Here is a 19,105-nt window from a genome sequence, read left to right on the forward strand (position 1 = left end):
GTGCAATTTTTGCCTTCATTGCCTTCACCTCTGTCCTAACCATCACTTTCACAGTAACTTATGGGTGAAGGCAAAGCAGGAATTTGCCTTCACCTCCTCCCTCTGTTTTTCGGCAGTTTGTCGATGCGGTGAAGGCAGTGAAGGCAAAAAACACAACTATTATAGTGTATACGCGCGCGAGGAACATCCCATTTTCATCGCCCGCTCGATGCGCATGAGGAGTACGATGAGCGGATAGACATCAGGAGCAACCCATTTTCATCTTCTGTGCTTGTCGTGACAACTATCTCCCATGTAGTTTCATCTACCTCTGAGGTAAATCAAATTACCTCAGAGGTAAATTTTACTCCCGATAGGCGTCCCCTTCGGGGGCGTTCCTTGCAGCGTTGGGCGATCCGTAGGTTCGTCGGGCAAGCCCTCCTCACGCTACGGCTATTCAAATTCGCCCCCTTCGGGGACGCCACAGCCCACAGACACCGCAGCCCACACGAAAAACTCTAATGACCGATTTGGGTTTATCTTAAAAAAAACTTCGCCGTTCCTTTGGTGGGGGCGAAGTTTTATGTACTTTTGCAATGATGTTCTTAGGGAAAGGCTAACTGGCAATTGGAATGCCTACTTGTCGCCCGAAGCGCACTAAGAAAGAGAAGGTTTTGCCTTCTCTTTCTTTTTTTTGTGCCTGCCCGACAGCGGGGGATTATTGGAAATAGACCCGCTTCACACGGTCGCTCACGGAGGTGAGGATTTCGTAGGGGATGGTGCCGAGGCAGTCGGAGAGTGTGGCGATGGGCAGATGGTCGCCAAAGATTTCCACGCGGTCGCCTTCACGGCAGGGGATGTCCGTGACATCAATCATGCACACGTCCATGCAGATGTTGCCCACATAGGGCGCGCGCCGGCCATTGACGAGGCAGAAGGCATTGCGATTGCCCAAGCGGCGGTCGAGTCCGTCGGCATAGCCAATGGGGATGGCAGCGATGCGCGAGGGACGGTCCACGATGGTGCGGCGCGAGTAGCCCACGGAAGTGCCCGCCTCGATGTCGCGAAGCTGGAGGATGGTGGTGTGGAGAGAGGCCACGTTGGAGAGCGTGCGGTTGTCGATGGGGTCGATGCCGTAAAGTCCCAACCCCAGGCGGCACATGTCGAGATGACGCTCGGGGAAGCGCTCGATGCCTGCCGAGTTGCAGATGTGGCGGAGGATGCGGTAGGAGAAAGCCGCTTGCAGTTGGCGCGAAGCCCGGTCGAAGCGGGCAAACTGCTCTGCGGAGAAGGCATCGAAATCCGGCGAGTCGCTCCCGACGAAGTGAGAGAAGACGGAGCGCGGACGGAGTGCCTGCTGGCGGTGGAGACGTTCGATGAGGGGAAGGAGGTCGTGCTCGGGATTGAACCCGAGGCGGCACATGCCGGTGTCGAGCTTGAGGTGGATGGGGAAGTCGGTGATGCCCTCTTGTCGGGCAGCGGCCACCAGCGCATCGAGCAGGCGGAAATTGTAGACTTCCGGTTCTAAGCGATACTTAAAGAGCGTGTGGAGGGCACTCATCTCGGGATTCATGATGAGGATGCCGGCGGTGATGCCCGCCCGACGGAGTTCCACGCCCTCGTCGGCCACGGCCACGGCCAGATAGTCGACCCCCAGGTCTTGGAGCGTGCGTGCCACCTCGACACTGCCGCTGCCATAGGCCGCTGCCTTGATCATGCACGTGAGTTTCGTGCCGGGGCGCATGAAGGAGCGGTAGTAACGCACATTTTCGGCCAGTGCCCCCAGATTGACTTCGAGGGTGGTCTCGTGCACTTTGAGCTGGAGTTCGTCGGCGATGCGTTCAAAGTGGAAGTTGCGGGCGCCTTTGAGCAATACCACCCGGTGGGAAAGGCTGTCGAGCAGGGTGCTGTCGAGCAGACTTTGCGTGCTGTCGAAGAAGTGCTTTTCGCCCGAGAAGAGGTGGTGCATGGCGCTGATGTGCGGCCCGATGCCGATGAGCACATCGACCTGCCGATGGTGCAGCATTTCGGCCACGCGACCGTAGAGGGCGGCATCGTCCTGTCCCGTCTGGCAGAGGTCGCTCAGCACGACCACCGAGGGCTGTTGCTCCTTGCGGCGCGCCAGGAAGTCGAGGGCAATGTCAAGCGAGGCGAGGTCGGAATTGTAGGCATCGTCGATGAGGGTGAGGCCGCGCACGCCGGCTTTCACTTCGAGGCGCATCGAGACGGGTTGTAGTTGCGCCATGCGTTCCCCCAGTTCGTGGAGTGCGGGGAGGGGCAAGGCTTCGCTCGGCAAACTGCACACGGTGACAAAAGCGGTGATGGCGTTTTCGATGGAGGCTTCGTCGGAGAAGGGGATGTGGAAGTCGCACAGCGGCTGCCCGACGTGGTGGCAGACGATGCGTGTGCTGTCGCCCTCGGGATGCACCTTGAAGGTGTAGGCCGCCCGCGAAGAATGGCGCGACCAACTGATGCGCTCGCCGGCAAAGTCGGCCTCTGCGAGACAGCGCACGATGAGTTCGTTGTCGGCATTGTAGACGAGGGCATCGGCATGCTTGAAGAGTTTGAGTTTTTCGAGACACTTCTCTTCGAGCGTGGCAAAGTTCTCCTGGTGTGCCGGTCCGATGTTGGTGAGCACTCCCAGCGTGGGGCGGATGATGTGGCGCAAGGCCGACATCTCGCGTGGCTGACTGATGCCGGCTTCGAAGATACCGAGCCGACTGCGCTCGTTGAGCAGCCACACCGAGAGCGGAACGCCCACCTGCGAGTTGTAGGAGCGTGGCGTGCGGGTCACGGTGGGAGCGTGGTCGAGGAGTTGGTAGATCCACTCTTTGACGATGGTCTTGCCGTTGGAGCCGGTGATGCCCACCACGGGGATGTCGAAGCGGCGGCGGTGCTGTTCGGCCAGCAGTTGGAGGGCTTTGAGGGGCGATGCGGTGAGGAGGAAGGTGGCTTCGGGATATTGTGCAGCGTAGTGGTCGGGGAGGACGCCTACCACGAAACTGCGCACGCCGCGATGGTAGAGACCGTCGATGTAGCGGTGGCCGTCGCCCGTTCGGGTGTGGAGGGCAAAGAAGAGGGAAGTTTCGGGATAGGCCAAAGAGCGGCTGTCGGTGAGCAGCCATTCGATGGTCGGGTTGGTCGTTCCAAAGATTTGGGCGCCTGTGAGCGTCGCTACTTGCTGAAGAGTGTAGGACATGAGGAAAAACGGAATATTTGAAAACAATGGTGCAAAGTTACGACTAAATCGCGGCTGTCCCCCACTTTTGCCGGAAAAGTTGGAGGCGCTCCCGGTGTTTCTGTTCAAAAGTCCGATGGGCGTCGCTGTCGGGATGGAGGGGGCGGTGGGCAGCCTCGCGGCGAAGGGCGGCTCGCTCGCACTCAAACTCCAGCAGCGCCGGCGAGAAGCACCAGTCGCGGAGGCGCTCCCAGATGTAATGGACTGCCTGTTCGGAGGGATGGAGCATGTCGGGCTTGTAGAAGCGGTAGTCGCGGAGCTCGTCCATCAAGATTTCGTAGGCCGGGAAGTAGCTGCTGTGGACATCGGTTGCCGTGAGGGCGTCGATGAGGAGGAAGAGTTTGGCTTTGTCCACTTGCGACGTGTGGAGGCCATACTTCCGATAGCGATAGGGGCTGAGGGTGAAGATCACCCTGAGGTCGGGGCGATGGGCACGCAGCAGTTCCAAGGTCGACCGCCAGAGGTCGAGCAGAGCCGCGAGGGAATCGTTGTCCTCTACAAAGGTGTCGGCCGACGCCTTGTGGCAGTTGGCCACCACCACATCGGGCCGCTCGGCGAGGCGATAGAGATGCGTGGTGCTGAACGTGAGGAAAAGCACATCGGCCTGCGCCAACATTTCGGCACCGGCGTGCAGATGGTCGGTCACGAGCGTGCGGCATTGCGCGCGAGTGTCGCCCACGAACGCTCCCGAGTGCAACCAACTGCGCCAAAGCCCGTCGTGCCCCTGGAAGAGGAAATCGTCGGAAGGCGGTGAGCACCGGAGCAGCGTGCGGAGCAGGAGGGCGATGCTCCGTGCATTGTAGAGCACACCAGAGGGATTGACCAAGGCGTGGCCTTGGGGGAGGGCATCGGTCATGTGCCGCCCCACTTCCTCGGCAAAGCAAGAGCCGATGAGGAGGACGCGGGAGGAAGGAGTGAGCCGAAAGGGAGCGGCATCGAGGAGGACGGGCGTGGTGAATTGCATGGGCAGGGGAGGGGGAGATGAAGGGGAAAAAGAAGAGGACATCAAAGATAAAGTTGTTTTCGTCAAAGATAATCTATAAACCAAACCTTGGTTTATGTAATTCAAAGTTTAGTTTATAGTTTACGCCTTGACTTTTGAACTTTTCTTGCTGAAGCGGCAAACTTTGTCTACGTCGTAGGCCGTTTTCTACTTTGAGCCTATCCCTTCCCGTCGGATATCTACTTAAAAAAACGGCGAAACGAAAGCGGGGATCTCGCTTTCGTTTCGTCCGTCAGTGTCAGGAGGGGATTTTAGTCGTCGCCGGGTACGTCGTCATCGCCGAAGTCGGGCACATCGGGAGCGCCCTTCATGGCGGCCACCACTTTGGCGGTGATTTCTTCCGTCAGTTCGGGATTGTCGGTGAGAGTGCGCTTCAAGCCTTCGCGGCCTTGTCCGAGCTTGGTGTCGCCGTAGCTGTACCACGAACCACTCTTATTGATGACGTCGTATTTCACACCGAGGTCGGCCACCTCGCCGATGTGCGAAATGCCGTGGCCGAAGGAGAGTTCAAACTCGTAGCGCTTGAAAGGAGGCGCGAGCTTGTTTTTGGCAATCTTCACGCGCACCTGGTTGCCCACGATGTTGTCGCCATCCTTGATGCTGGTGATGCGGCGGATGTCGAGGCGCACGCTTGAGTAGAACTTCAGCGCGTTGCCGCCGGTGGTCGTCTCGGGGCTGCCGAACATCACGCCAATCTTCTCGCGCAACTGGTTGATGAAGATGCACGTGGTGTTGGTCTTGGAGATGGTGGCGGTGATTTTGCGCAGCGCCTGGCTCATCAGGCGCGCTTGCAGGCCCACCTTGTTGTCGCCCATGTCGCCTTCGATTTCGGCCTTGGGGGTGAGGGCGGCCACGGAGTCGATGACGATGATGTCGATGGCCGACGAGCGGATGAGTTGGTCGGCGATGTCGAGCGCCTGTTCGCCGTTGTCGGGCTGGGAGATGAGGAGGTTGTCGATGTCTACACCGAGGGCTTGGGCGTAGAAGCGGTCGAAAGCGTGCTCGGCGTCGATGAAGGCCGCGATGCCACCCATCTTTTGCGCTTCGGCGATGGCGTGGATGGCGAGCGTGGTCTTACCGGACGACTCGGGGCCGTAGATTTCGATGATGCGGCCGCGGGGGTAGCCGCCGATGCCCAGTGCGTTGTCCAGACCGATGGAGCCGGTGGGGATGACGGCGACATCTTCTATCTGCTGGTCGCCCATTTTCATGATGGAGCCTTTGCCGAAGTCCTTTTCGATTTTGGCCATGGCCGATTGCAGCGCTTTGAGTTTGGCGGCTTGCGAGTCCTGTTCTATCACTTCTTTCTTTGCCATATTGTTGGAGTTGTTTTGTGGTTTTGCTGTTTTTATTGTTGTTCTGTGGGGCGTTGGAGCTTGGTGTTGTTATGGTGTCGGTCGTGGTCGCGGGCGGTCTTCTTGCGGAGGTTGGCGGCGAAGGCTTCGGTGAGGTCGACGCCCGTCTGGTTGGCCAGGCAGATGAGCACCCACAGCACATCGGCCATCTCGTCGGCCAGGTTGTCGTGCTCGCCCGCTTTGAAGGACTGGTCGCCGTAGCGGCGGGCCATCACGCGTGCCAGTTCGCCCACCTCTTCGGTGAGCACGGCCAGGTTGGTGAGTTCGGAGAAGTAGCGCACGCCGTAAGTCTTAATCCACGTGTCCACTTGCTGTTGGGCTTCTTGAAGGGTCATAAGTATGCGTTTGTGGGCAACAAAGGTACGTATTTCTTTTCAGATGTCTATGCCGCACGGCAGAGGAAATGTGCGAGGCTATTGTTGCTCTTCGTCCATTGGTGCAAAGGTGACGATGCTTCGGGCGATGATGGTCTCGCTGCCGTCGGACGCGGGGCGCACGATGCGCACGGCAAACTGATGTTCGCTCAGGGCGTCGCGGAAGATGTGGAAGCGGTCGCCGCAATAGCCTTCCAGGCCGTAGCTCATTTCGATGCGCGCCACGCGGTGCCGGTCGTGCCACGCTTTGGGGAAGGTGTCGAGCACCATGTCAATGTAGCGGATGGAATTGACGTGCCCGTTGATGTCGAGGTCGCTGTAGACGGCCGTGTGCTTGAGCACCGGTTCGGCCGCCACGCAGCGTCCGCGCGAGGGACGCGCCACCGGCACCTCTTCGGGCAGTACCACGTGGGTGAAACCGCCGTCGGGGAGCGTTTCGAGATTGACGGGCTGGCGCGTGGCGTAGTCGATGAGCGCCCAAGTGGACGTGCCGTGGCCGTAGATGCGTCCATCTGCACCACTGATGGTGTAGAGGCGGTCGGTGAACTGTCCGAAGATGCGCTTCACCCACGTGGCAATCGCATAGTCGTCGCCCGTGCGCGGCAGGGCGCTCACTTCGAGGATGAGGCGCGCCAGCACCCATCCTTGGCGGTGCTCCTTCATGTAGGTGTGCCCGAACCCATGGGCTTCAGCGTGGAGCGAGGAGGCGCGCAGGATTTGGTTGCCCAGGTTGCTCCACGAGAGTCGCCCGGTGTAGTCTTCCTGAAAGGGTTCGACCCGAAAGGGGAAAGCGAGTTTTTTCTCTATCATAAAAAGGAGGGTATTAAAGAGGTAAAACACATTTTTTCGCAGCGGTCGGCGGTGGTTTGCAGCAAAAGTCGTACTTTTGCGCACGATTTAACTGCACAAAACCTCACCCTTCAACCCTCACCGAACCATGGCAAAATACAACTACGAACCCTACCCTCCCGAGGCCATCGACGAACTTCTCCAATGGTATGAGGAGCGCATGGACCGCATCCCCCACACCGCGCTCGACCTCAAGAAAGATATGCATATCCCCGACGTGGCCTTCATGGTGGGGCAATACCTGCCCTTCGTCAAGCGCCATCGTGAAAGCCTGACCTACACACCGCAAATCCGGCACATGTTCTGGCTTCGCGATAAGCTCCGCGAGATAGGATTGTAGACTTTCAGCCGCGCCGCGTCAGTCGGCTTTTCAGCCGCCGCCATCCCTCCACACCGAGGATGGTGAGCCCGGCATACTGGAAGGTTTTGGCCAGTCCGAACCACACCACCCACCACGCGCCTTTTGCACCGCCGCTCATGCCGGCTCCCAAGAGGAGCGGTGCAAAGGAGATAAGGTAGCACGGCACGCAGAGACCCAGCACGACGACGCCGGTGCGAAAGGAAAGCCGACCGAGCCAAGCCTTCACGCGAAGGAGGATTGTACGCATAAGTTGAGGTTTGATTTACAGCGGCAAAGGTACGACTTTCTCTCGGTCCAACCAAACCGCTACCACACCGATTGCACCACGCGCCCCGCTCACAGTTTTGCTGTGAGCGGGGCGTGTGCTGTGGAGCACCTATGGCAGGGCAGAAACTTTGGCATACTCGCGACGGAAAGGATAGTGTCCGCGCTGCTGCTCAAACGTCGAAGGGGCAGCTTTCAGGCGCTGAGAGTCGGTGTGTGGGTTGTAGAGGCGCAGTTGCTCAAGGGCACGGGGAGAGAAAGCGCTAGTGGGGTAGGGGAGTTCGCCGTAGGCAAAGTGAGGAGGTAGGGCAGGAGGCAGGATGTCGAAGGTCAAGGGCAGGTGGAAATATCGTGCCACGGCTTCGAGTGCCATCTGCGTGCCACACGCTTTGCCGTCGGCACTGTAGCCGGCGATGTGGGGCGTGGTGATGAAGGCTGCTTCCAAGAGTTCGCGGTCGATGTCGGGCTCTTTCTCCCACGTATCAATAATCGCTTGACGGATGAGCCCTTCGCGCAGGGCGGTTTTGACAGCAGCAGTGTCCATACATTCGCCACGGGCAGCGTTGAGAAAGAGGGGACGTTTGCGAAGACTGCGGAAGAAAGCTTCGTCGGCTAAATGGAAGGTTGGGCAGGGGCCTGTGGTGGTGAGCGGTGTGTGCAAACAGATGACATCGGCTTCACGGGCTAAATCATCGAGGGTGCAGGGTGCGCCTTTGGGAGGGTCGCAGTGGAGGGTGCGACAACCTTCGGCTTCGAGGGCACGAATGACGGCCGTACCTACATGGCCACAACCCACAATGCCCACCGTGAGGGGATGAGGGAGCGTGTCGAGGGCAAAACGCGGGTCGAGATGTCCGGCTGCCGATGCCAAGCGGAGCGCATTGCGGACATATTGCCCTACACTCGTGGCGTTGCAGCCGGGACAGTTGGCCCAGGCGATGCCGGCCGCCGACAAATAGGCTTTGTCGATATGGTCGTGGCCGATGGTGGCAGTGACAACCAACTGCACACGACTCCCTTCGAGCAAGGCGCGGGTGCAGTGGGTGCGGGTGCGAACGATGAGCACATCGGCGTCGCGCACATCCTCGGCCGTGATGGCGGATCCCGGCAGATAGGTGCAGGTGCCTAAGCGTTCGGCTTGGCCTTCGATGAAGGGGATTTTGTTGTCGATGACGAGGTGCATGAGTGGAGCGTAAGTGGGAGAGAGAAAGAAGGATTTAGAAAGCGGGTAGGGAAGGGTGGCTATCGGCGCAAATTGGCTTTGGGAATGCCCAGTGTTTCGCGATATTTGGAAATGGTGCGGCGTGCCACTTTCAATCCTCGTTCGGCCAGTAGGGCAGCCAAGGTTTCGTCGGAATAGGGGGCAGACTTGTCCTCTTCGGCTATGAGTTCGAGGAGAGCGGCACGCACTTGACGTGCGGCTACGGTGTCGCCGGTGGAATTGGTGAATTGTGTGGAGAAGAAGTGGCGTAGGGAGTAAATGCCGAAAGCAGTTTCTACATATTTTGAATTGACGGCGCGCGAAACGGTGCTGACATCGACTTTGGCGCGTTCGGCCACATCTTTGAGCACCATGGGACGGAGCAGACTTTCGTCATCGTCGGCCAAAAAGAAATTGCGCTGCAAGGCCACGATACTCTCCATCACCGCTTGCAGGGTGTGGTGACGGCGGTGGATACTCTCGATGAAGGCTTGGGCAGATTCCACCTTTTGGCGCGCATAAACAAAGGCGTCTTCCTGCGCACGACTCAGTTGGGCCTTTTCGCCCGATTTTGCTGCCCGCTCTTGGGCATGGCGGTGCATGACGATGGTTTCGGCAAAAGCCGGACTGACCCGAAGTTCGGGAATGCGTCCGCGCAGTTGATGCACCACAGGTTCGCCGTCGGCATCGATGTCGACGCGAAAGTCGGGAAGTACGCTCGGTGCCGTGCTGCGGGTGTTTTCGGCGAGCAGGCTTCCCGGACGTGGATTAAGATGGGCGATGTCGTGACGAATATTGTCGATGGTGGCATCGTCGACATCCAGGCGCTCTTGGATGCGCTTCCAACGGGAGTGCATGAGGTCGTCGAAATGCTCGGCCACCACTTGTCGCGTCCAGCCCGAACGAGGGAGTTGCAGGAGGAGGCATTGTTGCAAATTGCGGGCGCCGATGCCGCGCGGCTCGAATTGTTGGAGCAGATGGGCGAGGTGCTCGATTTGCTCGGGTGTGGTGTCGATATACTCCTTAAAAGCGAGTTCGTCGCAAAGGGTGTCGTTGTCTTTGGAGAGAAATCCGTTGTCGTCGAGCGAACCTACGAGATAGGTCATCACAGCCGCTTCTTCTTCTGTGAGTTGGAGTTCTCCAATTTGCCGATAGAGGTCTTCGTAGGAAGTTTCTTCGTCGGAAATCTGGCGCTCGCCACGTCCTTCCTCTCCTTGTTGGTTGTAGGCTTCGCGGATGTTCTCCGGCACATCATCGAGGGTGCGATAATCGCTCAGGGCATCGCCGATGGGGTCGGTTTCTCGAGGCTCGCTGCTTTCGCCCTCCATCTCCCAACTGCTCTCTTCATGCTCGTTCACTTCAAGGGCTTCGTTGTCCATCAATTCGTTTTGCAAGCGCTCTTCAAAATCGGCCAAAGGCATTTCGAGGAGCGAAGAGAGAAGCACCTGTGCGCTTGATGCAATCTGCACCTGCGCTTGCTGTTGTTGCTGTTGAAGACTTTGGTGGTTGGCCATGGTGGGAAGAGATGAAAGGAAGAAAAGAAAGAAAACGGAAGCCGTCAGGCTGCGGCGAGGGTGTCGGTGGGAAGTGCCTCGTCCTCATCCTCGTCGCTGTTGTCGACAGGTGCAGGAATGAGGGCATTGTAAGGAGCGGTGAGAGCTTTGCACACGCGGTTTTGAAAGCGTCGGCCTATGGCTGCTTTGGCAATGCCTTGGTTGATGATGGCAAAGGCGAGCAAATGGCCGTTGGGGGCGGTGGCATAACCTGCCAGCGAACTGACCCCATCGACGGTGCCGGTTTTTGCCCAAACGCGGTTTTGCGCTGAGGAGTTGAGACACCGCTTTCGCAGTGTGCCGTCGCGCCCCATCACCGGCAGACTCGGAACGAGGGAGTTGAAGACGGCTTCATGTCGATAGGCGTAGCGGAGGGCGGCTACAAGGAGTTCGGGGCTGACGTAGTTGTAGAGCGAAAGCCCGCTGCCGTCGGCAAACTGGTAGTGGTCGGGAGAGAGTCCGATTTTGCGGACAAAATCCTCCATCACCTTTACCGCTTCGGAACGACCTGCATAGAGTTTTCCTGCGGAGGCCGCGATTTGATAGAAAAGGCTTTCGGCAAAAAGATTGTCGGAGCGCTTCATCATCGGCACCAAAACTTGTTGGATGCTGTGGGTGCGGATGAGCAGTAGTTCGGCATCGCCGGTGACGACCCCTTCGTGGATGTTGCCCTCAAGGGTGATACCGGCTTCGGCCAGTACTTTCTCAAGTTGGATGATGAAATGATCTTCGCCCCGATAGAGCAGAGGATTGAGGGGAACGGTGTTGTCGTCCCAACACCAGCCCCATCCCATTAAGTTGGCATCCTTCATGGAGAGGTCAAGCAGGATATTACCTTCGATGCGACGCACACCTGCATTGCGCAGGATGCTGATTATGGCGCCGAGGTCGTCGTGGGAGAAGAGGGGGTCGAAACCGCCGTGGATGATGAGGTGCCCACGCACGATGCTGTCGAGTGGGGCTGTGGTGTAGAAACGGGTGTGATAGCGGTAGTCGCCTCCGAGTTTGTCGAGCGCAACTATGGCCGTGATGACCTTCATCGTGGAGGCGGGACGCATCCGCTGCCGATGGCCGTAGGTGTAGAGGGAGCGGTCGGCAGTGAGATCATAGACGTACAGCCCCAACTGTGAGCGTTGGAGCAGTTCGTCGGTGGTGATGGCGTCAAGTCGCCGCTTCATCTCCTGCCCTAAGGTGTCGAAAGGCACGGACGCAGTGGCCTCTTGTGCTTTCATGCCGGTGGAAGGCAGGAGAAGCAAAAGAAGGAACGAAAGTAGAAAACGTAACATGGTCACGAGAGGTAAGAATTAGCACCTGCCTTCACTCAACAATCTGAGGAGGGCAGGTGCTCATTTCATAGGCTTTGCCCTGTCCGGGCAATGTTACTGATATTTACTGTTTTATTTGATACCCAATTTGGCTTTCACCTGTGCAGTGATGTCGGTGGAGAGGGCTTCGTTGATGGTGACGCCTTGCACCATGGCCTTGTCTACGGCATAGACGTAGCCACCTTCTTTGAGCACAGCATCAAGGGCTTTGTAGACAGCGTCTTGGATGGGCTGCATCTTCTTGATTTGCTCTTGGCGGAAGGCTTGCTCGTTGTCCTGATAGGCCTGCTGAATGCGCTGCTGCAACTCTTGCAGTTCCTGGGTGCGGCGTTGGCGCATGTTTTCAGGAGTCTTTTCATTCACTTCTGCTTCAAACTTTTGTCCTTTGGTTTGAAGTTCCTTTTGCATGGCTTCGAGGTCGGCTTGATACTGCTTTCCGAGGTTTTCAAGCTCCGTTTGCACGGCCTTGGCGGCGGGATAAGCCGTGAGGACATCGTTGGAATTGAAGTGAGCAAACTTTTGAGCAAAGATGCTGAGCGGCGCGGCCATAAGCGCCATAAGAATGAGTTTCTTAAACATATTAGGTGATGAATTTATTTCTGGAGACAAAGTTACGACTTTTACTTGGAATAGCCTAATTTTGAGAGTACTTCATTGCTGATGTCGATGTTGGGCGAAGCAAAAATAATGCCTGCTCCTTCGCTGGCACGATCGAGGATGAGCTGAAAACCGCGGCTTTGTGCCACACCTTTCACGGCATTGTACACCTCTTCCTGAATGGGCTCGAGTAGGGAGGTGCGCTTCTTGTAGAGTTCACCTTGTGGCGAGAAGTACTTCTTTTTCAATTCGGCAGCTTCCTTCTCTTTGGCGACGATGCTTTCTTCACGTTGCTTCTTTTGGGCTTCGCTCAAGAAGACGGCTTCGTTCTGATAGTTGCGGTAGAGGGTCTTGGCTTCGTTGTCGAGGGCTTCGACTTCGGCTTGCCATTTCTTGGAAATCTGGTTGAGTTGCTCGTTGGCGCGTTCATAGGCTGGAACGTTGCTCATGATGTATTCCATATCGATGAGGGCGAACTTTTGGGCTTGTGCACCGGCGACAAAAGCCAAGGTGAGCAGGAGAGTGGCAAAAATCTTTTTCATTGTCTTGGGATTGTGAGATTTGCAATACGTATATCTGTCCACAAAAATAGGGGATAATGTGCGAAATCAAAAAGATTACGTACTGAAAAAGGGAAATTTGTGCTGTTTTTTAACACAAAGTGGATTTCAACTTCGAGTATAAGCGACTTATGGGCTGTGGGTCAGGATAATCCTAATACACTTTTGATGACGGGGAGAATGCTGTGGTTGAGCACTTTGTCGTTCAGTCGATGTCCGCCTTCAAAAAGGATGAAGTGCTCGCGGTCGTAGTGCTTGAGAAAATCTTTTTGGTGGTTGACACTTTCGTCTTTGTCGCCAAAACAGCCCCATACCATGGCTTTATCGGCAGTGGTGATGCCTTTGAATGCTTCTTTTTCGATGACCTTGAATTGTTCAATCATCGTTTTGTCGACCTTGAAATCTTTGGCACCATCTTCGCGTTTGTTGAGAAATTCTCTGCGCCCGATGCCGCGAAAGGTGAGCAGGCGAGAGGTTTGAAACGAGGGATTGACCAAAATGCGGGGAACACCGCGCAACTGTTCGGCATAAAATCCTCCCATTGAGGTGCCGATAATTAGATCGGGGTGCTCCTGCGCTACGATATTTTGCAAAAAAGGAAAAGCTTCGGCCGGCATGACAGGCACATCGGGCGAAAGCACTCGGACACCTTGTGGGTAGAGCATTTGGCGCAACATCTGTGGCGTTCCCGAATGGCCGCTTGATGCAAAACCATGGATATAGAGAATGGTGAGCATGGCAAAAGAGATATGTTTTACACCTCCAACTTCCACGTTGCGCCATCCTTGGTGTCTTTGACCAAGAAACCGAGGGCGGCCAGATTGTCGCGAATCTTATCGCTGGTGGCCCAGTCTTTATCGGCTTTGGCTTTGGAGCGCATTTCCAGCAAAAGGTCGACAGCACCACCGAAAGCCACTTCGCGTTGGGCATTGCCGTTCTCCTCTTGAGCCAGTCCGAGGATGTCGAAACAGAAGGTGTGGAACACTTTGGCGAGTGCTTCCAAACCCGCAGCGGTGATGCTTTCTTTGCCATCGGCCAGTGTGTTGATGGTGCGGCAGGCATCGAAAAGATGACTGATGACGATCGGCGAATTGAGGTCGTCGTTCATCGCATCATAGCACTTCTGTTCAAGCGTGGCGGCATATTCCTCCGTGAGGTTTCCTTGTGCAGAGGGCGTGATACGTGAGAGTTGGCGCACAGCATCCATCAAGCGGTCAAGTCCTTTTTTGGAAGCTTGGAGGGCTTCGTTGCCGAAGTCGAGCGTCGAGCGGTAGTGAGCTTGCAGGATGAAGAAGCGAATGGTCATCGGCGTGTAGGCTTGCTCCAAGAGTTCGTGTTGGCCGGTGAAGAATTGTTCGAGGGTGATGAAGTTGTTGTACGACTTACCCATCTTTTTGCCGGCGATGGTAATCATGTTGTTGTGCATCCAATAGTGTACCATCTGCTTCTTTTGCGAGGCCACGGCTTGTGCAATTTCGCATTCGTGGTGGGGGAATACCAAATCCATACCTCCACCATGGATGTCAAACTCTTCGCCCAAGTATTTGCGCCCCATAGCGGTACACTCGCAGTGCCAACCGGGGAAACCTTCGCCCCACGGTGACGGCCAGCGCATGATGTGTTCGGGGGCTGCCTTTTTCCATAGGGCAAAATCCACTTGATTGCGCTTTTCGCCCACGCCGTCCAATTCGCGACTGGCATCATAGACATCTTCGAGGTTGCGTCCCGAAAGAATGCCGTATTTGAAATCTTCGTTGTATTTCACCACGTCAAAATAGACCGAACCGTTGCTTTCGTAGGCATAGCCGGCCTCAAGGATTTCCTGCACCAAGCGGATTTGCTCAATGATATGTCCCGAAGCGTGCGGTTCGATGGAGGGTGGCAGGCAGTTGAGTCGTTCCATCGCATGGTTGAAGCGGTTGGTGTAATACTGCGCCACTTCCATGGGTTCGAGCTGTTCAAGGCGTGCTTTTTTGGCAATCTTGTCTTCCCCCTCGTCGGCATCGTGTTCCAAATGCCCCACGTCGGTGATGTTGCGCACATAGCGCACCTTGTAGCCGAGGTGTTGGAGATAACGGAAGAGGAGATCGAAAGTGATGGCAGGACGTGCGTGTCCGAGATGCGCGTCACCGTAGACCGTAGGGCCGCAAACGTACATTCCCACACGGCCTTCGTGAAGGGGCTTGAAGAGTTCTTTCGAACGCGAGAGGGTATTGTAGACAAAGAGTGGTGGTGTCATATCAGTGATTGTTTTCTTACAATCTGCAAATATAACAAATCTGCGTGAGATTACAAAATTTCAAGTCGGCAGAAGACAAAACGACCACTGCCGACCTTTTCAGGCGAAAAGGTCGGCAGTGGGGGAAATGGGTTCTTCACGGAAGTAAAGAAATACCCGTTTTTGTGAGCAGTTACTTATGCTTTATGTGCTTGCAGAAAGCGGCGTCCGGCTTCGGCGGCTACGAGCAAACCACCGGCGCTCATAATGATGTCCTTAATCACCAAACGTCCGGCACCTGAGAGATAGGGGAATCCATAGTTGGGGGTGGGGAGGTCGCCGCCGAGATTGGGCACCCAACATTCGGGCGTGGTGATGAGGAAAGAGAGCGTAACGATGCTCATGCCGAAGGTGAGCAGACCGCCCAGCATACCCAAGCGCGGACACCAAATGCCGAGCAGCACGAGCAGGCCGATGCAGACAATCATTGTGCCGAGGCCATAGGAGAAGAGGTAGGTGCCGTTTTGCTGGTGCCATTCGATGTTTTTGGCCACCATTTCGCCTTCCTTGTTCTTGTGAACCACATATTCTTTCACTGTCTTTCCTTCTTTATTGACGGTTGTCTTATTGGAATTGTGGTAGAAGAAACTCATGAAAGGGCTGTTGCTGACGAAAGGCACGATGCCGTCGGCTTCATATTGAAAGGCTTTCAAACCACCAATCCAAGCCATAACCACGAAGATGGCGATGCGCAGGTAGGTGTAAAAGTGACGTTCTAAGCAAGTGAGCAGTTGAGCTGCAAATGTAAAAAGAGAATGAAACATAGGAGTTGAATAAAAGGATTGAATAAAATGTAGGTTATAAGTAGGTGTTCAAAATTAAACGCGGCTATCTTAATTGTAGAATGTTCTCTACTTTCAATTCATTTTGAACACCTACTTAGGTTTGGAAAACGCTCGTTTTACAGACGTTGCCTTACCACAGTCTTGCTCAAAACTCGTGGTTTCGTTTGGGCATTACTCATCCGACCGGCCGTGTTCCGTCAAATTAGAGTCAAACTAATTCATAAGCAAAGGTAAGCATTAAAACTAAATTATAGACGCATACCTCTGCATTTTAACATCGGTTTGTGCAAAGTGCTGATAAAGATAAATCCGGTGAGGGAAAGCGGTAGATTTAGCTCAGAGGTAGTTTGATTTATCTCTGAGCTGCGTAAAACTACCTCTGAGGAAAAATATTTTACTTCCTTTGCGTCTTTCGCGCGCGCCCACGCGCGCGCTACACTACATAAGGGCGTATTTTCCTTCACTGCCTTCACCGCATCTATTAAAGTGCTTGATAAATAGGTGTTTAGGAGGAAACAAAGATAATGTCGAAGTAGAGTACAGTCTATAATTAAGATAGCCACGTTTAGTATTGAAGACCTGCTTATGTGTCGTTTATAGTGATGTCTTTCGTGTACTCTCGTGAGCCCACCACAAGCGAAGGCGGGAAGGGTGAACGTTTTCCTTCCGACATCTTTCACCCATAACTGCAAGATCAACAGAGGTTTATCACCATTGGTGAAGGCAGTGAAGGCAAAAAACACGCACTATATAGTAGAGTACACGCGCGCGAGAGAGAAACAGTGGGTAGTGGTAACCTGGGTTTGGTTTAAGAAAGCGCCTCAAAAAAGATTCTGCCGGCTGTTTAGGGCGTTGGCAGAATCTTTTTAGAAAGGGAAGAGCCGAATCTTGTCGTTTTTTGGGTGAATATGATACAAAAGTTTTGGTAAGTTGTAATTTCTATGTAGCTTTGTACGCTAAATTGTGAGCGCCTACTTATAATCTCAAATTCCAGTATTAAGTTATGAAAAAAGAACTCCTCACCGGAGCGTTGTGCTTAGTGGTAGCTTGTGCCTGGGCACAAAGTGAAAACACCATCAACAAGATGGACAACCGCTTGGAGCAGTTGGTGCAAAATTATCACCAACAAGTGAAATCAAAAACTCCGAACCGTCCTATCCTCAAAAGTCAGGGACAGCATTTCTCAACAGCCGCTGTCGTGAGTCTGACGATAAGCACCCACGACGGACAGGCACAGACTGTGGCCGATGCCATCGTAGCCGCCGGTCATTCGGCCACAAAAATCACTGATAAGTTTGTCGTGGCACGTGTGCCGTTGAGTTATGTCGAACAACTCACAGCGATGCCCGAAGTGAAAAGCGTGGCACTTTCGCGCAAATATAAGCCCCTCCTGAATAAAGCACGTGCGGCAACGAATGTTGATAAGGTGCGCAGTACGAGCGAGTTTACCACTCCGTTTACGGGTAAAGGTGTTGTGCTGGGCGTCATCGACCAAGGTTTCCAATACGACCATATCGCTTTCCAAAAGGAGGGTAAATCACGTGTGGTAAGTGCATGGGATCGCAGCAATTCTAAAAAGAAGACCCAACCTTCCACTACATTGCCCAAGAATGAAACCGAGGGTTCGCACGCCACGCACGTGACGGGTATTGCCGCCGGTACGGATGTGGGCAACAACTTCGGTGGAGTGGCTCCCGATGCAGAACTGGTATTGATTTCTTCCGGTTTGGAGGCTGCCGAAGTGGCGGAAGATGTGGCTTATATCAAGAAATTTGCCGAAACCCAACACAAACCTTGGGTGGTGAACATGAGTTTCGGTTCGCAGATGGGTGGACACGATGGTACTGATCCCACGGAAAACGCGACCAGCGAACTGACGGGCAAAGGCGGATTGATTACCGCAGCCATGGGCAACGAAGGTGAACAGCGCATTCACGGTACTGCAGTGGTACAACCGGGAGAAACCTACTACTTGGTGGTTGAACCCGACGTTCGCGATACTGAACTTTCCGATGTGTTCTATGGTATTTGGGGACAGACCAACGATGGCAAAGAACACTTCAAATTCACTCCGATGCTTTGTGTCGATGATGAGATTTTTGAAGCAAAGCAGGCCTTTTGGGATGAGGTGTTGAAGCGAAATTCCAAAAATGAAGCAATCGCAGAGCACTATAAGGGCATCGAAGACGGAAGTCATAAGCAGTTTTTCCAAGGTTACTATACTTACAAAGGCTTCAGTGAAAAGGCCATTAAATATAATAAATTAGGAAATGATGCCGATGTTCAACTGATGCTTAAAATCGAACTGGCTCCCGGTGAAACTCAGCCCCAAACTTTCCACACTTGGGTGGAGAGCGGCTACGGTCACATCTCTACGACCTCTTTCGATGGTGAACTTATGGTGAAGGGCGATAGCGAATACCTCTGCGGACAAGGTGGCGCGAGCATCCCCAAAGCCATTGCAGTGGCCTCCTTCAACACGGCCGACCGCTGGAAGGCTGTCCTTGAAAACAACGATGAGTATAAAACGCAATCGGGCAAACTCCACGATATCAGCTCTTTCTCCAGCCATGGCCCTTCGCTCGACGGAACCTACAAACCCACGATTGCGGCTCCGGGCAGTATCTTGTCGAGTGCAGTGAACGGTGAGGACAAAGATTGGGAGCGCGAAAATGGAAAGATTGTAGACAACTACATCACCCATGTTAAGACCATCAACAACAAGCCTTATTATTATGGTGCGATGGAAGGTACTTCGATGGCTTCGCCCTTTATGGCCGGTGTGCTGTGTCTGTGGTTGCAGGCTAATCCTGAACTGGACTACGACGACATTATCCATGTCCTCAAAACAACTGCACAGCACGATGAGTTTGCCCAAAACAAGGACTGGAATCCTACGTGGGGCTTTGGTAAGGTGGATGCTTACGCAGGCTTGAAAGAAGTGTTGCGTATGGCGAAAACCACCGGTGTTGAGCGTGTCAATAACTCCGATGCTCCTGTGTCTATCCAAAAGACCGATGAGGCTTGGCGTATTCTTTTCAACAACGCAGAGCGATATGCCGAACTGCGCCTCTTCAATGCCGAAGGTAAACTTCTCTCTTCGCGCCGTATGGAGCAGGTACAGCAAGGTGACGAAACGATGCTCAGTTTCGAAGGGCTTTCGGCCGGAGTTTACCTCGTCAATCTTCGCACAGCAGGCAGCAACACGACCCAACGTGTGCTGGTGAAATAAGGCGGATGGCCTAAACCTAAAAACGACCGCGTCAGAACGATGAGTTCTGACGCGGTCTATTTTGTTGTTTTGGTGACATCTGAGATGAGGATAGCGTAAGTCTCCGGACTACCTCTTAATGTGGCCTTAGTAGGAAAATAAAAACGGCTCA

16 protein-coding genes are annotated in these 19,105 nt (G+C 54.6%); 2 read left to right on the forward strand and 14 right to left on the reverse strand.

The window, feature by feature from the left end; genetic code table 11:
* Positions 1–697 precede the first annotated feature (697 nt).
* The 5 genes from H8527_RS07720 to H8527_RS07740 all read right to left on the reverse strand — a co-directional run bounded on the left by H8527_RS07720 (position 698) and on the right by H8527_RS07740 (position 6,759).
* The gene (locus H8527_RS07720) at positions 698–3,178 is read right to left on the reverse strand and encodes a bifunctional UDP-N-acetylmuramoyl-tripeptide:D-alanyl-D-alanine ligase/alanine racemase (protein WP_187547077.1); all 2,481 of its coding nucleotides are present in this window, start codon (positions 3,176–3,178) and stop codon (positions 698–700) included.
* A gap of 43 nt (positions 3,179–3,221) precedes the next feature.
* Positions 3,222–4,223 (reverse strand): GSCFA domain-containing protein, encoded by a 1,002-nt coding sequence (locus tag H8527_RS07725; RefSeq protein WP_187547078.1) that lies wholly within the window; start codon positions 4,221–4,223, stop codon positions 3,222–3,224.
* Positions 4,224–4,471: 248 nt separating this feature from the next.
* Positions 4,472–5,536, reverse strand: coding sequence for a recombinase RecA (gene recA, locus H8527_RS07730; protein ID WP_187547080.1), 1,065 nt, complete (start codon positions 5,534–5,536; stop codon positions 4,472–4,474).
* A gap of 32 nt (positions 5,537–5,568) precedes the next feature.
* Complete coding sequence (locus tag H8527_RS07735) at positions 5,569–5,910, reverse strand: nucleotide pyrophosphohydrolase (protein WP_187547082.1); 342 nt, start codon at positions 5,908–5,910, stop codon at positions 5,569–5,571.
* Positions 5,911–5,988: 78 nt separating this feature from the next.
* The gene (locus H8527_RS07740; RefSeq protein ID WP_187547083.1) at positions 5,989–6,759 is read right to left on the reverse strand and encodes an acyl-[acyl-carrier-protein] thioesterase; all 771 of its coding nucleotides are present in this window, start codon (positions 6,757–6,759) and stop codon (positions 5,989–5,991) included.
* Positions 6,760–6,886: 127 nt separating this feature from the next.
* Here H8527_RS07740 and H8527_RS07745 point away from each other — a divergent pair, with 127 nt between their 5' ends.
* Positions 6,887–7,138: a hypothetical protein gene (locus tag H8527_RS07745; protein WP_187547088.1), complete on the forward strand. Its 252-nt coding sequence runs from the start codon at positions 6,887–6,889 to the stop codon at positions 7,136–7,138.
* 4 nt (positions 7,139–7,142) lie between these two features.
* On the opposite strand, the gene H8527_RS07750 is transcribed toward H8527_RS07745, so the two are convergent.
* The 9 genes from H8527_RS07750 to H8527_RS07790 all read right to left on the reverse strand — a co-directional run bounded on the left by H8527_RS07750 (position 7,143) and on the right by H8527_RS07790 (position 15,701).
* A complete protein-coding gene (locus tag H8527_RS07750; RefSeq protein WP_187547090.1) occupies positions 7,143–7,406 on the reverse strand; it encodes a hypothetical protein in 264 nt (87 codons plus the stop codon).
* A 129-nt stretch (positions 7,407–7,535) separates the two neighbouring features.
* A complete protein-coding gene (locus H8527_RS07755; protein WP_187547092.1) occupies positions 7,536–8,606 on the reverse strand; it encodes a 4-phosphoerythronate dehydrogenase in 1,071 nt (356 codons plus the stop codon).
* Positions 8,607–8,665: 59 nt separating this feature from the next.
* Positions 8,666–10,138 (reverse strand): RNA polymerase factor sigma-54, encoded by a 1,473-nt coding sequence (rpoN, locus tag H8527_RS07760; protein WP_187547093.1) that lies wholly within the window; start codon positions 10,136–10,138, stop codon positions 8,666–8,668.
* Positions 10,139–10,182: 44 nt separating this feature from the next.
* Positions 10,183–11,463 (reverse strand): D-alanyl-D-alanine carboxypeptidase/D-alanyl-D-alanine-endopeptidase, encoded by a 1,281-nt coding sequence (gene dacB, locus H8527_RS07765; protein WP_187547095.1) that lies wholly within the window; start codon positions 11,461–11,463, stop codon positions 10,183–10,185.
* A gap of 111 nt (positions 11,464–11,574) precedes the next feature.
* Positions 11,575–12,081 carry an OmpH family outer membrane protein gene (locus tag H8527_RS07770; RefSeq protein WP_187547097.1) on the reverse strand — a complete coding sequence of 169 codons (507 nt, stop codon included), beginning with the start codon at positions 12,079–12,081 and terminating at the stop codon, positions 11,575–11,577.
* Positions 12,082–12,122: 41 nt separating this feature from the next.
* Positions 12,123–12,641, reverse strand: a complete 519-nt coding sequence (locus H8527_RS07775; RefSeq protein ID WP_187547099.1) for an OmpH family outer membrane protein — start codon at positions 12,639–12,641, stop codon at positions 12,123–12,125.
* A 161-nt stretch (positions 12,642–12,802) separates the two neighbouring features.
* Positions 12,803–13,396 (reverse strand): YqiA/YcfP family alpha/beta fold hydrolase, encoded by a 594-nt coding sequence (locus tag H8527_RS07780; protein ID WP_187547101.1) that lies wholly within the window; start codon positions 13,394–13,396, stop codon positions 12,803–12,805.
* Positions 13,397–13,413: 17 nt separating this feature from the next.
* Entirely contained in the window at positions 13,414–14,898 is a 1,485-nt protein-coding gene (cysS, locus tag H8527_RS07785; RefSeq protein ID WP_187547103.1) for a cysteine--tRNA ligase, read from the reverse strand.
* Between the two features lie 176 nt (positions 14,899–15,074).
* Positions 15,075–15,701, reverse strand: a complete 627-nt coding sequence (locus H8527_RS07790) for a DUF417 family protein (protein ID WP_187547104.1) — start codon at positions 15,699–15,701, stop codon at positions 15,075–15,077.
* Positions 15,702–16,725: 1,024 nt separating this feature from the next.
* On the opposite strand from H8527_RS07790, the gene H8527_RS07795 reads away from it, so the two are divergent.
* A complete protein-coding gene (locus tag H8527_RS07795) occupies positions 16,726–18,954 on the forward strand; it encodes a S8 family peptidase (protein WP_187547106.1) in 2,229 nt (742 codons plus the stop codon).
* The last annotated feature ends 151 nt before the right edge of the window (positions 18,955–19,105 follow it).

The sequence above is a fragment of the Alloprevotella sp. Lung230 genome (genome assembly GCF_014385435.1).
Taxonomy (GTDB): domain Bacteria; phylum Bacteroidota; class Bacteroidia; order Bacteroidales; family Bacteroidaceae; genus Alloprevotella.